This is a genomic window from Aeromicrobium sp. Leaf291 (assembly GCF_001423365.1).
Classification (GTDB): domain Bacteria; phylum Actinomycetota; class Actinomycetes; order Propionibacteriales; family Nocardioidaceae; genus Aeromicrobium.
In genome coordinates this window covers 1,418,140-1,429,682 of sequence record NZ_LMNM01000001.1, presented here as the reverse complement: position 1 = coordinate 1,429,682, position 11,543 = coordinate 1,418,140, and the positions used below count along the sequence as shown (strand labels likewise).

The following is an 11,543-nucleotide window of genomic DNA, read 5'->3' as shown; positions in this document are numbered from 1 at the left end:
GGCGGCTCAGAACCGGTCGGGCCGCACGAGGGCCACGACGAGGTAGACCAGCAGCGCGACGACGCCGAGCAGCTGGAGGGCGGTGACGAGGGACATGCCCCCAGCCCACACCCGTCACGGCCGCTCGACGCCCGTCCTGACGGGCTTCTGACGCGTCTTGACGCCTTCTTGACGCGCCTTCTCGACGCAGCGCCCCGAGGCGCAGGGTTCAGGCGGTCAGACGGGCCACGGCGGCGGCGATGCGCTCGTCGGTGGCGGTGAACGCGACCCGCACGTGGTGCGCACCGCGCTCGCCGTAGAAGTCACCGGGTGCCACCAGGATGCCGCGCTCGGCGAGCCAGGCCACGGTGTCGCGGCAGCCCTCCCCGCGGGTGGCCCAGAGGTAGAGCGCCCCCTCGGAGTGGGTGATCGTGAAGCCGGCCGACTCCAGGGCGCGGCGCAGGGCGTCTCGCCGCTCGGCGTAGCGCCGACGCTGCAGCTCCACGTGCTCGTCGTCGGCGATCGCTGCGGCGAAGGCGTGCTGCACCGGGGTCGGCACCATGAAGCCGAGGTGCTTGCGCACCGCCAGCAGCTCGGCCACCACTGCGCGGTCGCCTGCCACGAACCCGGCGCGATAGCCCGCCAGGTTGGACCGCTTGGACGTCGAGTGGACCGCCAGCAGTCCTTCGTGGCTGCCCTCGCACACGTCGGGGTGCAGCACCGAGACCGGCTCCGCGTCCCAGCCGAAGTCGGCGTAGCACTCGTCGGACACGAGCAGCGCGCCTCGTTCGCGACACCAGCGCACCACGGCCCGCAGGTGCTCGGCGCCGAGCACCTCGCCGTGCGGGTTGGCCGGGGAGTTCACGTACACCAGGGACGGCACGTCGGTGAGCCCGTCGGCGACCGGGTCACCGAGGACCACGCGGGCGCCGGCGAAGCGGGCACCCACCTCGTAGGTGGGGTACGCCAGCGACGGCAGCACGACGGTGTCGGCCGGGCCCAGCGCGAGCTGGGTCGGCAGGTTGGCGATGAGCTCCTTGGAGCCGACGGTGAGCAGCACCTGGTCGGCGGCGAGCCCCGTGACACCGAGCCGACGGCGGAGCCAGTCGACCGCGGCCTGGCGGACCGCGTCGGGTCCGAGCACCGTCGGGTAGCCGGGAGCGTCCGACGCCGCGGCGAGCGCCTCACGGGCGACCGCGGGCGTGGGGTCCACGGGGGTGCCGATCGACAGGTCGACGATGCCGTCGGGGTGGGCGTTCGCGCGCTGCTTCGCGTCGGCGAGCGTGTCCCACGGGAAGTCCGGGAACCGCGCGGACAGCCGGGGCCGGTCCATCACTGCCTGCTCATCGGCCGCGGATCACTCCTGGTTCTGCGGCGGGAGCGCAGCGATGAACGGGTGGTCCTTGTCGATGACACCCGTGCGCGCCGCACCACCGGGAGACCCGAGGTCGTCGAAGAAGTTCACGTTGGCGTCGTAGTACTCCTTCCACTCGGACGGGGTGTCGTCCTCGTAGAAGATCGCCTCGACCGGGCACACCGGCTCGCAGGCACCGCAGTCGACGCACTCGTCGGGGTGGATGTAGAGCATCCGCTTGCCCTCGTAGATGCAGTCGACGGGACACTCGTCCACGCACGCGCGGTCCTTGAGGTCCACACACGGCTGGGCGATCACGTACGTCACGGGAGACTCCTTCGACACGAGCACGGCTGCACGACCCGAGGGCTCACGGGCAGGCCGAGGACCAGTATCGCGCCTCGGCCAAGGGCGTCCGCACCCAGGTCTGCCTCATGAGACGGTACTGCCGTGAGCGACGTGGAGATCCTGGTCGGGCAGCGCGCGACGGTGCGCCACCGGCTCGACGACGGCAGTGCCACCGACGTGGTCGGGCGCGTCGTCGAGGCCGGTCCGAACGGCGTGACGGTCGAGCGTCGTGACGGGTCCGAGGTCGTGGTGGCTGCCGACCGCGTCGTGGCACTGAAGGTCGTCCCGCCGCGTCCGACGCGCAGCCGTCGCGCGCTCGACGTGGGCGTCGACGAGCTCGTCCGCGTCACGTCGCGAGGGTGGCCGGCGCCGGACGTGGAGCAGCTCGGCGACTGGGAGCTGAGGGCCGCGGGCTCGTTCACCGGGCGCGCGAACTCGGTGGCCGTCGTGGGCGAGCCGGGGCTGCCCCCGGCGGAGGCCGTGGCACAGGTCCTGGCGTTCTACGCCGCGCGCGGACTGCCGCCGCAGGCCCAGGTGGTCGTCGGCTCGGACTGGGAGCGCCGGTTCCTGGATGCGGGATGGGTGCCGAGGGCGGGCTACCGCGGCGGTGCGGTGGTGCAGGTCGCCGACCTCGTCGACGCGCCAGAGGCCGACCCCCGCGTGGACGTGGTGGGGGCCGCGTCCGACCGCTGGCTCTCGCGCTACGGACGGGTGGACGACGCCGCTGCCGCCCGAGCCGTCCTCGAAGGACCGCGCACGGTCGGGTTCGCCGAGCTGGAGGACGGCGGGGTGCCTGCTGCGGCCGTCGGACGCGTGGTGGTGACCGGGGAGTGGGCCGGTGTCGCCGCCGTGGAGACCCTCCCCGACCACCGGCGTCGCGGCCTCGCGGACGCCGTCGTGCGCACGTGCCTGGCCTGGGCGCACGAGCGCGGCGCGACCCGCGTGTACCTGCAGACCATGCCGGACAACACGGGCGCTCTGGCGCTGTACGCCCCCCACGGCTTCGTCACCCACCACGAGTACCGCTACCTCGAGCCCTCACAGGAGGCTCACAGCCGATCCAGCGGGGGCCACAGCGCCGGCGCCTAGCGTGACCGCATGAGCACCCACCACGACGAGGTCGAGGACCACGACCTCGGACTCTCCCACGACCTCCCGACCCTGTGGCACCGCCGCCGCCTGCTGGGCCTCTTCGGCGGCGCCGGTGCGGCGGTCGCCCTGGCCGCCTGCTCCACCGACTCCACGGGAACCGCGACCGCCACGTCGAGTGGTCCTCCCGAGGGCGGCGGACCCGGCACCTCGGCCGAGGTCGGGGACGGCGAGATCCCCGAGGAGACGAACGGCCCCTACCCCGCGGACGGCACCAACGGCGTGAACGTCCTCACCGAGTCGGGCATCGTGCGCAGCGACATCCGCTCGAGCTTCGGTGGTGCGAGCGGGGTCGCCGAGGGCATCGCCCTGACGCTGACGCTCACCGTCGTCGACGTGAGCAGCGCCGACGACGCCGGCACCGCTGCAGCCGGGGCGGCGGTGTACGTGTGGCACTGCGACCGCGACGGGAACTACTCGATGTACTCCGACGACGTGGCGGACGAGAACTACCTGCGTGGCGTGCAGGAGGCCGACGCCGACGGCACGGTGACGTTCACTTCGATCTTCCCGGCCTGCTACGCCGGGCGGTGGCCGCACGTGCACTTCGAGGTGTACCCGAGCCTCGACGACGCGACGTCGGCGAGCAACCGGCTGAGGACGTCCCAGCTGGCCTTCCCGGAGGACGTCTGCGCCGACGTGTACGCCACCGACGGCTACGGGAGCAGCGTCTCGAACCTCGCCCAGGTCTCGCTCGACTCCGACAACGTGTTCAGCGACGGCTACTCCCTGCAGCTCGCGAAGGTCAGCGGCTCCGTCGCCGACGGCTACACCGCGTCCCTGCGGGTCCCGATCTGACGGCCGCAGGTGGTTCGGGACCGGGGATGGCCGACCCTCAGTCGTCCTTCGGCTCCTCGCCGCAGACGATCCGGGCCGCTGCCTGGTAGTTGGCCGTGTCCGTCTCGCGCTTGACGACCTTCCCGCCCTTGCTGAGGGTGCGGTAGATGTCGATGTCGAACCCCTGCAGCGGAGCCTGGGGCACGCAGTCGTCGGAGTCGTCGTAGCGCGTGGCGGGGGCGCGGAAGTTGCGGCGCTCGGACTTGCCGGCCTTCACCTCGAACTCCTTGGTGCCCCACATCTGGACCGTGGTGCGGCCGACGCCGCCCGGGCTGCTCTTCTGCACGAACGCGCGGATGAGCACGCCGCTCTGGAGGTTGTTGCGGAAGCGCAGGTCGAGCGAGCCGAAGTAGACGGTCGCCTCGCGGCCCACCGGGTAGCGGTCGATGTAGAAGGCGTGCGGGTGGTGCTCCACGTCCTCGAGGCCGGCGAAGAACGCCGCGTTGTAGGTGGTGGTGACCACCTGCGACACACCTCCGCCCAGCTCGTCCTGGAAGCGGCCGTTGTTGATGACCGAGCCGGTCGTGAACCCGTTGGCCGCGGTGCGCTCGCCGACGGTGTCGTTGAAGGAGAACGTGTCGCCCGGCTTCAGGATGGTGCCGTCGAGGATCTCGGCCGCGCGGCCCTGGTTGACGTTGCGGTACTCGGCGTGCGGGTACTCGGTGGTGAACTCGCCGATCTTCTCGACGATCTTCAGCGCCTTGGCGTCCTCGGTGGTGAACACCGGCTCGACGACCTTGGCCTCGACCTGGACGGTGCGCTCGTCGCCGGTCTCGGTGAGCACCGGCACGAGCTTCTCAGCCATCTCCTGCGGCTGCAGGCCGACGCCCTCCTTGCCGGGCACCACGACGGGCTTGTCGTCGCGGATCTCGACCGTGGCATCGACGGCCTTCCTGCCGATGCCGGTCGTGGCGTCGGTGAGCGGCTCGGCCAGCTTCTCGGGGTCGATGACCGGGGCCATCGCCCCGTCCACGGGCTCGACGGTGAGCGCGGGCGCGTACGCGGTGACCGGGAGGTCCACGTCCTTGTCGCCGACCTCGATGGTCACGGGCGCGGCGACGGCGGGCTCGGCGACCTCGGTCATCGCCTGACGCAGCCCGTCCTCGTCGACCGCGGGCTCGACGGCGGCGGTGGGCACCTTCGCCGGGTCGGTCTGCACGAGGTACTGGTCCTGCACGAGCTGGGCGGTGTCGTCCTTGCGGACCACCAGGCCGGGCTTGGGCGCACGGGGCTTCGGCTTCGCCTCGGGGAAGGTGATGAGGGCCTCGGTGACCGGCACGTCGACGGCCTCGGCGACACCGTCGACAGCCGCCTTCAGGGCTGCGTCGTCGACGTCGAGGGCGGGCGCGTGCTCGTGGCTGCCGAAGAACAGGGCGACCATGTCGCGCGGGTCCCAGCTGCGGACGCCGCCCGCCTGGTCGACCGACGCGTCGACGTCGAGAGCCAGCCCGGCCTCCGCCGGGTTGATCTCGAAGGACTCGTCGGCGTGGGTGAGGGTGACGGGGTCGCCCTCACGCGGGGTGAGCTCCTCGTCGACGGCGGCGCGGGCGGCGGCCGGTGACAGCCCGCCCACGTCGACGCCGCCGATGCTCGCGTCGGCGGGCATGCGGGTGCCCGTCAGGACGTAGCCGCCCACGTACAGGCCGCCCAGGACGACGACGGCGGCGAGCAGGGCCCAGCGGCCCCGACGGCGCGGGCGCTTCTCCGACGGCTCCTCTCCCCCGGTGGGCGGGATGCCGGCGGCACCGTCGTGGCGGTCCGTCGAGGACTCCTCGTCAGGGTCGTCGTGGAGCGGGAGCGCGTCGTCCTCGGGCTCGTGCCGGAGCTCGTCGTCCGGCGGTGGGGTGCTCAGCGCCGAGCCGGCGAGGGCCGCGGCGACGGCCGACCGCGTGCGCGTCTCGTCGCGACGGTCGTCGTCCGGGTCCTCGTGCAGGTCGTCGTGCTCGTCCTCGACGGGGTCGGCGTCGATCGCGTGCGGCGGCGGGACCGAGTCGTCGTCGACGTCGTCCTCGTCGAGGTCGTCCTCCTCGGGGTCGTCCACGTCCTCGAACGGCTCGTCCTCAGCGACGGCCTCGGCCGGGGTCGCGGTCTCGTCGACGTCGACGTCGACGTCCGGCTCGACGGCGTCCTCGGAGAGGGCGATGTCCTCGTCCGCGGGGTCCTCGTCCGCTGCTGCGTCGAGGGCGGGGTCCTCCTGCGCCTCGACGTCGGTGTCGTCCGCGGGTGTCGTGTCACCGAGGTCGAGCTCGGCGTCGTCGTGCTCGGCGAGGGGCTCGGCGTCGGTGAAGGTGTCGTCGAGGTGCCGGTCGTCGGCTCCCTCGGCTCCCGTCTCCCCCTCGCCGGGGCGCGGGTGCTCGGAGTCGGGTCCCTCGACGTCCGGCCGCTCAGGTCGCTCGTCGCTCATGCCTTCTCCTGGATGGTCTTCTCGCTGAGGGGCGACCGCACGATCGTCCCGTAGTGCGACCGGTAGTACAGCAACGGGTCGTCCACCCCGTCGCGCACGGCCGCGCCCGTCACTGCACCCATGATGACGGAGTGGTCGCCACCGTCGTGCACGGCGTGCGTGGTGCACTCCAGCCAGGCCAGGGCGTCGTCGAGCAGCGGCGCGCCGTTGGCGCCGCGGTGGAACGGCACGCCGGCGAGCTGGTCCTCCAGTGGTCGGCCGCGGTCGGCGAACCATGCCGAGGCGTCGCGCCCCTCCTCGGTGAGGATCGAGACGCCCCACGTACCTGTCGTGAGCACCGCGTCGTGGAACCGGCTCGCCCTGTGCGAGCACACCAGCACCATCGGGGGCTCCAGCGACACCGAGCAGAAGGCGCTGGCCGTCATGGCGTGGTCGACGCCGTCGAGGACGGTGGTGACCACCGTGACACCGCTCGCGAACCTGCCGAGGGCGTCGCGGAAGGCACGCTGGTCGACGGACGCGGTCATCGTTCCAGCCTAGGAGCGAGCAGGACCGCGGCGGCGCACACCCCCAGGCCCCCGATCATCCAGGTCCAGCCGATCGCGTCGGCGGCCACGAGGTAGGAGCCCGACGGCTGCAGCTGCTGGAGCAGCAGCACCAGGGTCCAGCCGAGCCCGAACCAGGCGGCCCCCACCCGCACCGCGAAGCCGCAGGCCACGGCCACGAGGGCCACGGTGACCAGGCTGAGCACCAGGCCGCCGGGCCGGTCGGCCCCCATCACCTCGAACGTCGTGCGGTGCACGAGGGACCCCAGGACCCCCACCCAGACGCCGAGCAGCACCACGACCAGGCGGGCGAGGGCCGCCGCCGCGCTCACACCCCGGTGCCGGCGAAGAGGTCGTCCTCGAACGTGGTGCCCGGCGCCGGCGCCGCGACACCCTTGACGAGGCGGTAGTGCTCGGTGCCCCACGCGCGCTGGGCGACGTCGTTGGACAGCGCGAAGAACGGCCCGTCGACGGCGATCTGCGTGGCGTGGGCCCGCATGGCGTCGAGCTTGGCGTCGACCCAGGTGCTGCCGTCGACCACGGCGTCGAGGTCCTCGTCGCGGATCGCGAACGGCGGCAGGTTGTCGGGGTCCATGCCCTCCATGAACTGCAGGTCCCCGGCCTCACGGATCTCCTTGATGCCCTGACGCATGGCCGACTCCGACATCGCCGTCCAGTAGACCTTCGCCACGTCCCAGGCCTCGCCGAGGTCGTGGCGGTAGGACCGTGCCGCCGCGAGGGCGACGGCGTAGTGCGCCACCCGGTTGGCCTGCACGTGGTCGGGGTGGCCGTAGTTGCCGAACTCGTCGTAGGTCACGAGGACCTGCGGCCGGATCTCGCGGATGACGGCGACGAGCTCGTTCGTGGCCTCCAGCAGGTCGGCGTGCCAGAACGCGTTCGCGTGGATCTCGTCGGCGGCGGTGGCGTTGCCGTTCTCGTCCCACTTCATGCCGGAGTCGCGGAAGCGGCCGTCGCCACCGAGGCGGCGGAAGTCGGTGACGCCCAGGATCCCCATCGCGTCGGTGAGCTCGGTGAGCCGGTGCGCGCCGAGCCCGTCGTCCTGGTCGGCCGCCAGGTGCTCGAGCTCGGGAACGAGGATCTCGCCCATCTCGCCGAGGGTGCAGGTGACGAGGGTGACGTGGGCCCCCTCGCTCACGTACTTCGCCATGGTGGCGCCGTTGTTGATGGTCTCGTCGTCGGGGTGGGCGTGGACGAGCAGGAGACGACGTGCGGGCAGGGCCATGGCGCCAGCGTATCGACGCGGCACGAGCGTGGGCACGGGAGCGCAGGAGGGGCGCGGGGGCACGGATGGTGAGATGGGTGCCATGACGGTCTCCTACCCTCGCCTCGCCGCCCGCACCGCACGCTTCACGCTCGGCATCCCGCGCAACGTGACGGTCTCGCCGGACGGCGGCACCGTGTGGTTCGTGCGCACCGCCGACGGCGTCAGCCGCACCGGTGCCCTGTGGGCCCACGACGTGGCCACCGGGCAGGAGCGGGTGCTGGTGGACCCCGACGCCCTCCTCGCCGACGGCGAGCAGCTGTCGGCGGCCGAGCGCGCGCGACGGGAGCGCTCGCGCGAGACCGGCGCCGGTGTCGTCGACTACGCCGTCGACACGGCGGGGCGGTGGGCCTCCTTCGCCCTCTCGGGCAAGGCGTGGGCGGTGGACCTGGCTGCCGGGGCCGTGCACGAGCTGCCCACCGTCGACGGCGTGATCGACCCGCGGGTCGACCCCACCGGACGACGGGTGGCCTACGCCGCTGCCGACGGCGCCCTCAGGGTCGTCGACCTGCAGGGCGAGGAGAGGGCCGGCGACGAGCAGGTGCTGGCGGCGCCGGACACGGCGACGCAGGTCTGGGGCCAGGCCGAGTTCATCGCCGCGGAGGAGATGAGTCGGTACCGCGGGTTCTGGTGGGCCCCCGACGGCTCCTCGCTGCTCGTGGAGCGCTACGACGACGCCCCGGTGCAGGTCTGGCACGTGGCCGACCCCGAGAACCCCGACCGCGAGCCGGTCGCCCAGCGCTACCCGGCCGCCGGCACCCCCAACAGCGAGGTGACGCTCTGGCACGTCGCGCTCGACGGCACCCGCACCGAGGTGCAGTGGGACCGCGAGCGGTTCGAGTACCTCTCGAGCGTCACGTGGACCGAGCACGGCGCCCCCGTGCTGCAGGTGCTGAGCCGCGACCAGCGCAGCGCCCGCGTGCTGTCGGTCGACGTCGCGGACGGCTCCACCGAGACGCTGCGCGAGCTCTCCGACGCGGCATGGGTGGAGGTCACGAGCGCGCCGCGCCGTGCGCCCGGTGGCCGTCTGGTCACCGTGGAGGACGTGGACGGCTCGCGTCGGCTCGTCGTCGACGGCACGCCCGTCGGGTCGTCGGAGTGGCAGGTGCGCGGCATCGTCAGCACCCACCCCGACGCGGTGGTCGTGACCGCGTCGGCGGAGCCCACCGAGGTGCAGGTGCTGCGCGTCGGCCTGGGCGGGACGTCCGACGTCGAGCCGCTCACGTCGGGCCAGGCCGTGCACGGTGCGGCCGTCGGCGGCGGGACCACGGTGGTGAGCCGCTCCGCGCTCGACGCGGTCGGCACCACCTTGACGGTGCACCGCGAGGGCACGGCCGAGACCACGCAGCTGTCGGTCGTCGCAGAGCCGGCGCCGTTCGAGCCCGACGTGACCGTCGTGTCGGTCGGCGAGCGCGAGCTCCGCGCCGCCGTCCTCTTCCCGCGTGACCACGTGCGGGGCTCACGCCGCCTGCCGGTGCTCATGGACCCGTACGGCGGTCCGCACGCCCAGCGCGTGCTCGCGTCGGCCCGCATGTTCCTGGAGGCGCAGTGGCTGGCCGACCAGGGCTTCTGCGTGATCGTGGCCGACGGTCGCGGGACGCCTGGTCGCGGGGCGGTGTGGGAGCGGGAGATCCTCGACGCGTTCGCCGAGGTCACCCTGGCCGACCAGGTCGACGCACTCGCCGGCGTGGCCGAGCGGTTCCCCGACGACGTCGACACCTCGCGCGTCGGCATCACGGGCTGGTCCTACGGCGGCTACCTGTCCGCCCTGGCCGTGCTGGCGCGACCGGACGTCTTCCACGCCGCGGTGGCCGGCGCTCCCGTGACCGAGTGGCGCCTGTACGACACCTGCTACACCGAGCGCTACCTGGGGCACCCCGACGAGCGGCCCGACGTGTACGACCGCAACTCGCTGCTGCCGCTCGCCCCGCGCCTGGAGCGTCCGCTCATGCTGATCCACGGCCTGGCCGACGACAACGTGGTGGCCGCGCACACCCTGCGCCTGTCGTCGGCCCTGCTCGCGGCCGGCAAGGCGCACACCGTGCTCCCCCTGTCGGGCGTCACCCACATGACGCCCCAGGAGGTCGTGGCCGAGAACCTCAAGGTGCTGCAGGTGGACTTCCTGCGCACCCACCTCGGGGCCTGAGCTCTCCGCGCTGCTCGGACCATCCTCGACCTGCGGCCGCGCTGCCGGTCCTTCGTCAACCTGCGGCTGCGCTGCCGGTCCTTCGTCGACCCGCGGCTGCGCTGCCGGTCCCTCCTCGACCTGCGGCTGCGCTGCTTCCGCTCCGAGTCGGTCTGGTCTCCGAAAGGGCCTCGACCTGACGGTGGGCCAGGGGTCGGTCGAGCTCCCGGGCCGCGGCTGGGCGGTCAGCGGTAGATGACACGCCGAATGCGGAAGTCAGAGGTAGGTGGCGCGCGGATAGCGGGTCTCCATCCGCGGGCCACCTACCTCCACCCTCGCCCGTAGCGCGGGCCACCTACCTCCCGGGAGCGACGGGACGCAGGCCCGAGAACCCGGGCCACCACGCACCCAGCTCCCCGGTCGAGGCCCTTTTCGGGGCCCACCTCCGCGCAGAGCCGAGGCAGCGCACCCGCAGGACCAGCACCCGCCGAGCCAGCGCAGCCGCAGGACAGGACGAGGACGACGCCTACCCCTCCCGCTTCAGCCGCTTCGGGCCGTCGGGCAGGTCGGGGGCCGGAGCATCCTCGGACAGCCGCTCGTCGCCCGGCAGCCAGCCGCCGTACACGTCGACCATCTCGACGACCCGCTCGTCGAAGGGCTCGACGACGACCGCCCACGCATGGTCCTCGGCGTCGTCCTCGCCCGCGAAGCCCTCGCGTCGGGCGGTCACCGTATAGCCCTCGGCCTCCAGCGCCTTGACGAGCTCGTCGGCGTCGTCGCGCTCGTCGAACCAGATCTCGCTCATGGCGACGATGGTAGGACGGGGTTCGGAGGGGCGGGACTCAGCCGTGGTGCAGCGTGAAGTCGTCGAAGTCGAAGCCCGGCGACACCATGCAGCTGACGAGCGCCTCCTCGTCGGTCGGGACGGTGCGCTGCCACCGCCCTGCAGGGACGAGCACCTGGCTCGACTCCCCCGCCCCGACGCCGACGTGGTGCCGCTGCCCGGCAGCGGGCGCCCGACCGTCGCCCCCGAGCTCCAGCACGACGGTCCCGGTGTGCGCGAGCCACAGCTCGTCGGACGCCACGCGATGCCACGCCGACGACTCGCCCGCGGGCAGCAGGAACCAGATGAGGGTCGCGGTGGGTCGGACCCGTCCGTCGGGCAGCGTGACGTCGACCGGGGAGCGCCAGGTCTGCCGGTACCACCCGCCCTCGGGGTGGGGCTCGAGACCGAGCCGACGTGCGGTGGCAGGTGCCTCGGAGGGGGTGGAGCTCATGGCCGCACGGTAGTAGCCTGGGGGTCCCCGATCCGTGAGGTGATCTGCCACCGTGAAGCTCTGAGGTCCGAGCCCTGCGCGCGTCCGCTCGACGCTGCGCGCCTCGTCGACCTCGTTCACGGTTGCTCCTGCGACCCCGGGCGCCTGCCCGGACTCTCGGGACGTCCTGACGTCGTGTCCTCCTGACGGCGCGCTCGCGCGGCTCACACCGCTCCAACCCGGCACGACCCTCAGGAGGCCCCC

Annotated in this window: 12 protein-coding genes; 3 read left to right on the top strand and 9 right to left on the bottom strand. The window is 73.0% G+C overall.

Going from position 1 to position 11,543, the window contains the following annotated elements; genetic code table 11:
- Positions 1 to 6 precede the first annotated feature (6 nt).
- The 3 genes from kdpF to fdxA all read right to left on the bottom strand — a co-directional run bounded on the left by kdpF (position 7) and on the right by fdxA (position 1,660).
- The gene (gene kdpF / locus ASF35_RS17690) at positions 7 to 96 is read right to left on the bottom strand and encodes a K(+)-transporting ATPase subunit F (RefSeq protein WP_082480680.1); all 90 of its coding nucleotides are present in this window, start codon (positions 94 to 96) and stop codon (positions 7 to 9) included.
- A 112-nt stretch (positions 97 to 208) separates the two neighbouring features.
- Complete coding sequence (gene dapC, locus ASF35_RS07155) at positions 209 to 1,312, bottom strand: succinyldiaminopimelate transaminase (RefSeq protein WP_055964833.1); 1,104 nt, start codon at positions 1,310 to 1,312, stop codon at positions 209 to 211.
- 24 nt (positions 1,313 to 1,336) lie between these two features.
- Positions 1,337 to 1,660: a ferredoxin gene (gene fdxA, locus ASF35_RS07150; RefSeq protein WP_055964831.1), complete on the bottom strand. Its 324-nt coding sequence runs from the start codon at positions 1,658 to 1,660 to the stop codon at positions 1,337 to 1,339.
- Positions 1,661 to 1,783: 123 nt separating this feature from the next.
- On the opposite strand from fdxA, the gene ASF35_RS07145 reads away from it, so the two are divergent.
- Both ASF35_RS07145 and ASF35_RS07140 read left to right on the top strand, forming a co-directional pair.
- Positions 1,784 to 2,770 (top strand): GNAT family N-acetyltransferase, encoded by a 987-nt coding sequence (locus ASF35_RS07145; RefSeq protein WP_055964826.1) that lies wholly within the window; start codon positions 1,784 to 1,786, stop codon positions 2,768 to 2,770.
- A 9-nt stretch (positions 2,771 to 2,779) separates the two neighbouring features.
- The gene (locus tag ASF35_RS07140; RefSeq protein WP_055964823.1) at positions 2,780 to 3,628 is read left to right on the top strand and encodes an intradiol ring-cleavage dioxygenase; all 849 of its coding nucleotides are present in this window, start codon (positions 2,780 to 2,782) and stop codon (positions 3,626 to 3,628) included.
- A gap of 37 nt (positions 3,629 to 3,665) precedes the next feature.
- Here the strand turns inward: ASF35_RS07140 and ASF35_RS07135 are convergent, their stop codons facing one another.
- From ASF35_RS07135 to mshB, 4 genes are read right to left on the bottom strand one after another with little or no spacing between them, the layout of a single operon-like run.
- Positions 3,666 to 6,071, bottom strand: a complete 2,406-nt coding sequence (locus ASF35_RS07135; RefSeq protein ID WP_055964820.1) for a VanW family protein — start codon at positions 6,069 to 6,071, stop codon at positions 3,666 to 3,668.
- Positions 6,068 to 6,598: a flavin reductase family protein gene (locus ASF35_RS07130; RefSeq protein ID WP_055964818.1), complete on the bottom strand. Its 531-nt coding sequence runs from the start codon at positions 6,596 to 6,598 to the stop codon at positions 6,068 to 6,070. The genes ASF35_RS07135 and ASF35_RS07130 overlap by 4 nt, the downstream gene beginning before the upstream one ends.
- The gene (locus ASF35_RS07125) at positions 6,595 to 6,948 is read right to left on the bottom strand and encodes a hypothetical protein (protein WP_055964814.1); all 354 of its coding nucleotides are present in this window, start codon (positions 6,946 to 6,948) and stop codon (positions 6,595 to 6,597) included. The genes ASF35_RS07130 and ASF35_RS07125 overlap by 4 nt, the downstream gene beginning before the upstream one ends.
- The gene (gene mshB, locus ASF35_RS07120) at positions 6,945 to 7,859 is read right to left on the bottom strand and encodes an N-acetyl-1-D-myo-inositol-2-amino-2-deoxy-alpha-D-glucopyranoside deacetylase (RefSeq protein WP_055964811.1); all 915 of its coding nucleotides are present in this window, start codon (positions 7,857 to 7,859) and stop codon (positions 6,945 to 6,947) included. The genes ASF35_RS07125 and mshB overlap by 4 nt, the downstream gene beginning before the upstream one ends.
- Positions 7,860 to 7,941: 82 nt before the next feature.
- Between mshB and ASF35_RS07115 the strand changes: the two genes are divergently transcribed.
- Positions 7,942 to 10,044 (top strand): prolyl oligopeptidase family serine peptidase, encoded by a 2,103-nt coding sequence (locus ASF35_RS07115; protein WP_055966312.1) that lies wholly within the window; start codon positions 7,942 to 7,944, stop codon positions 10,042 to 10,044.
- 505 nt (positions 10,045 to 10,549) lie between these two features.
- Here the strand turns inward: ASF35_RS07115 and ASF35_RS07110 are convergent.
- Together ASF35_RS07110 and ASF35_RS07105 are read right to left on the bottom strand one after the other, a co-directional pair.
- Positions 10,550 to 10,828: a hypothetical protein gene (locus tag ASF35_RS07110; protein ID WP_055964808.1), complete on the bottom strand. Its 279-nt coding sequence runs from the start codon at positions 10,826 to 10,828 to the stop codon at positions 10,550 to 10,552.
- Positions 10,829 to 10,865: 37 nt separating this feature from the next.
- A complete protein-coding gene (locus ASF35_RS07105) occupies positions 10,866 to 11,300 on the bottom strand; it encodes a cupin domain-containing protein (protein ID WP_055966307.1) in 435 nt (144 codons plus the stop codon).
- Positions 11,301 to 11,543: the final 243 nt, after the last annotated feature.

What these genes read in the sequence shown, in the direction of transcription:
- ASF35_RS07110 (WP_055964808.1), bottom strand. Translation starts at nt 10,828, where the DNA reads ATGAGCGAGATCTGGTTCGACGAGCGCGACGACGCCGACGAGCTCGTC.
- kdpF (WP_082480680.1), bottom strand. Translation starts at nt 96, where the DNA reads ATGTCCCTCGTCACCGCCCTCCAGCTGCTCGGCGTCGTCGCGCTGCTG.
- dapC (WP_055964833.1), bottom strand. Translation starts at nt 1,312, where the DNA reads ATGGACCGGCCCCGGCTGTCCGCGCGGTTCCCGGACTTCCCGTGGGAC.
- ASF35_RS07140 (WP_055964823.1), top strand. Translation starts at nt 2,780, where the DNA reads ATGAGCACCCACCACGACGAGGTCGAGGACCACGACCTCGGACTCTCC.
- ASF35_RS07130 (WP_055964818.1), bottom strand. Translation starts at nt 6,598, where the DNA reads ATGACCGCGTCCGTCGACCAGCGTGCCTTCCGCGACGCCCTCGGCAGG.
- ASF35_RS07115 (WP_055966312.1), top strand. Translation starts at nt 7,942, where the DNA reads ATGACGGTCTCCTACCCTCGCCTCGCCGCCCGCACCGCACGCTTCACG.
- ASF35_RS07105 (WP_055966307.1), bottom strand. Translation starts at nt 11,300, where the DNA reads ATGAGCTCCACCCCCTCCGAGGCACCTGCCACCGCACGTCGGCTCGGT.
- ASF35_RS07135 (WP_055964820.1), bottom strand. Translation starts at nt 6,071, where the DNA reads ATGAGCGACGAGCGACCTGAGCGGCCGGACGTCGAGGGACCCGACTCC.
- mshB (WP_055964811.1), bottom strand. Translation starts at nt 7,859, where the DNA reads ATGGCCCTGCCCGCACGTCGTCTCCTGCTCGTCCACGCCCACCCCGAC.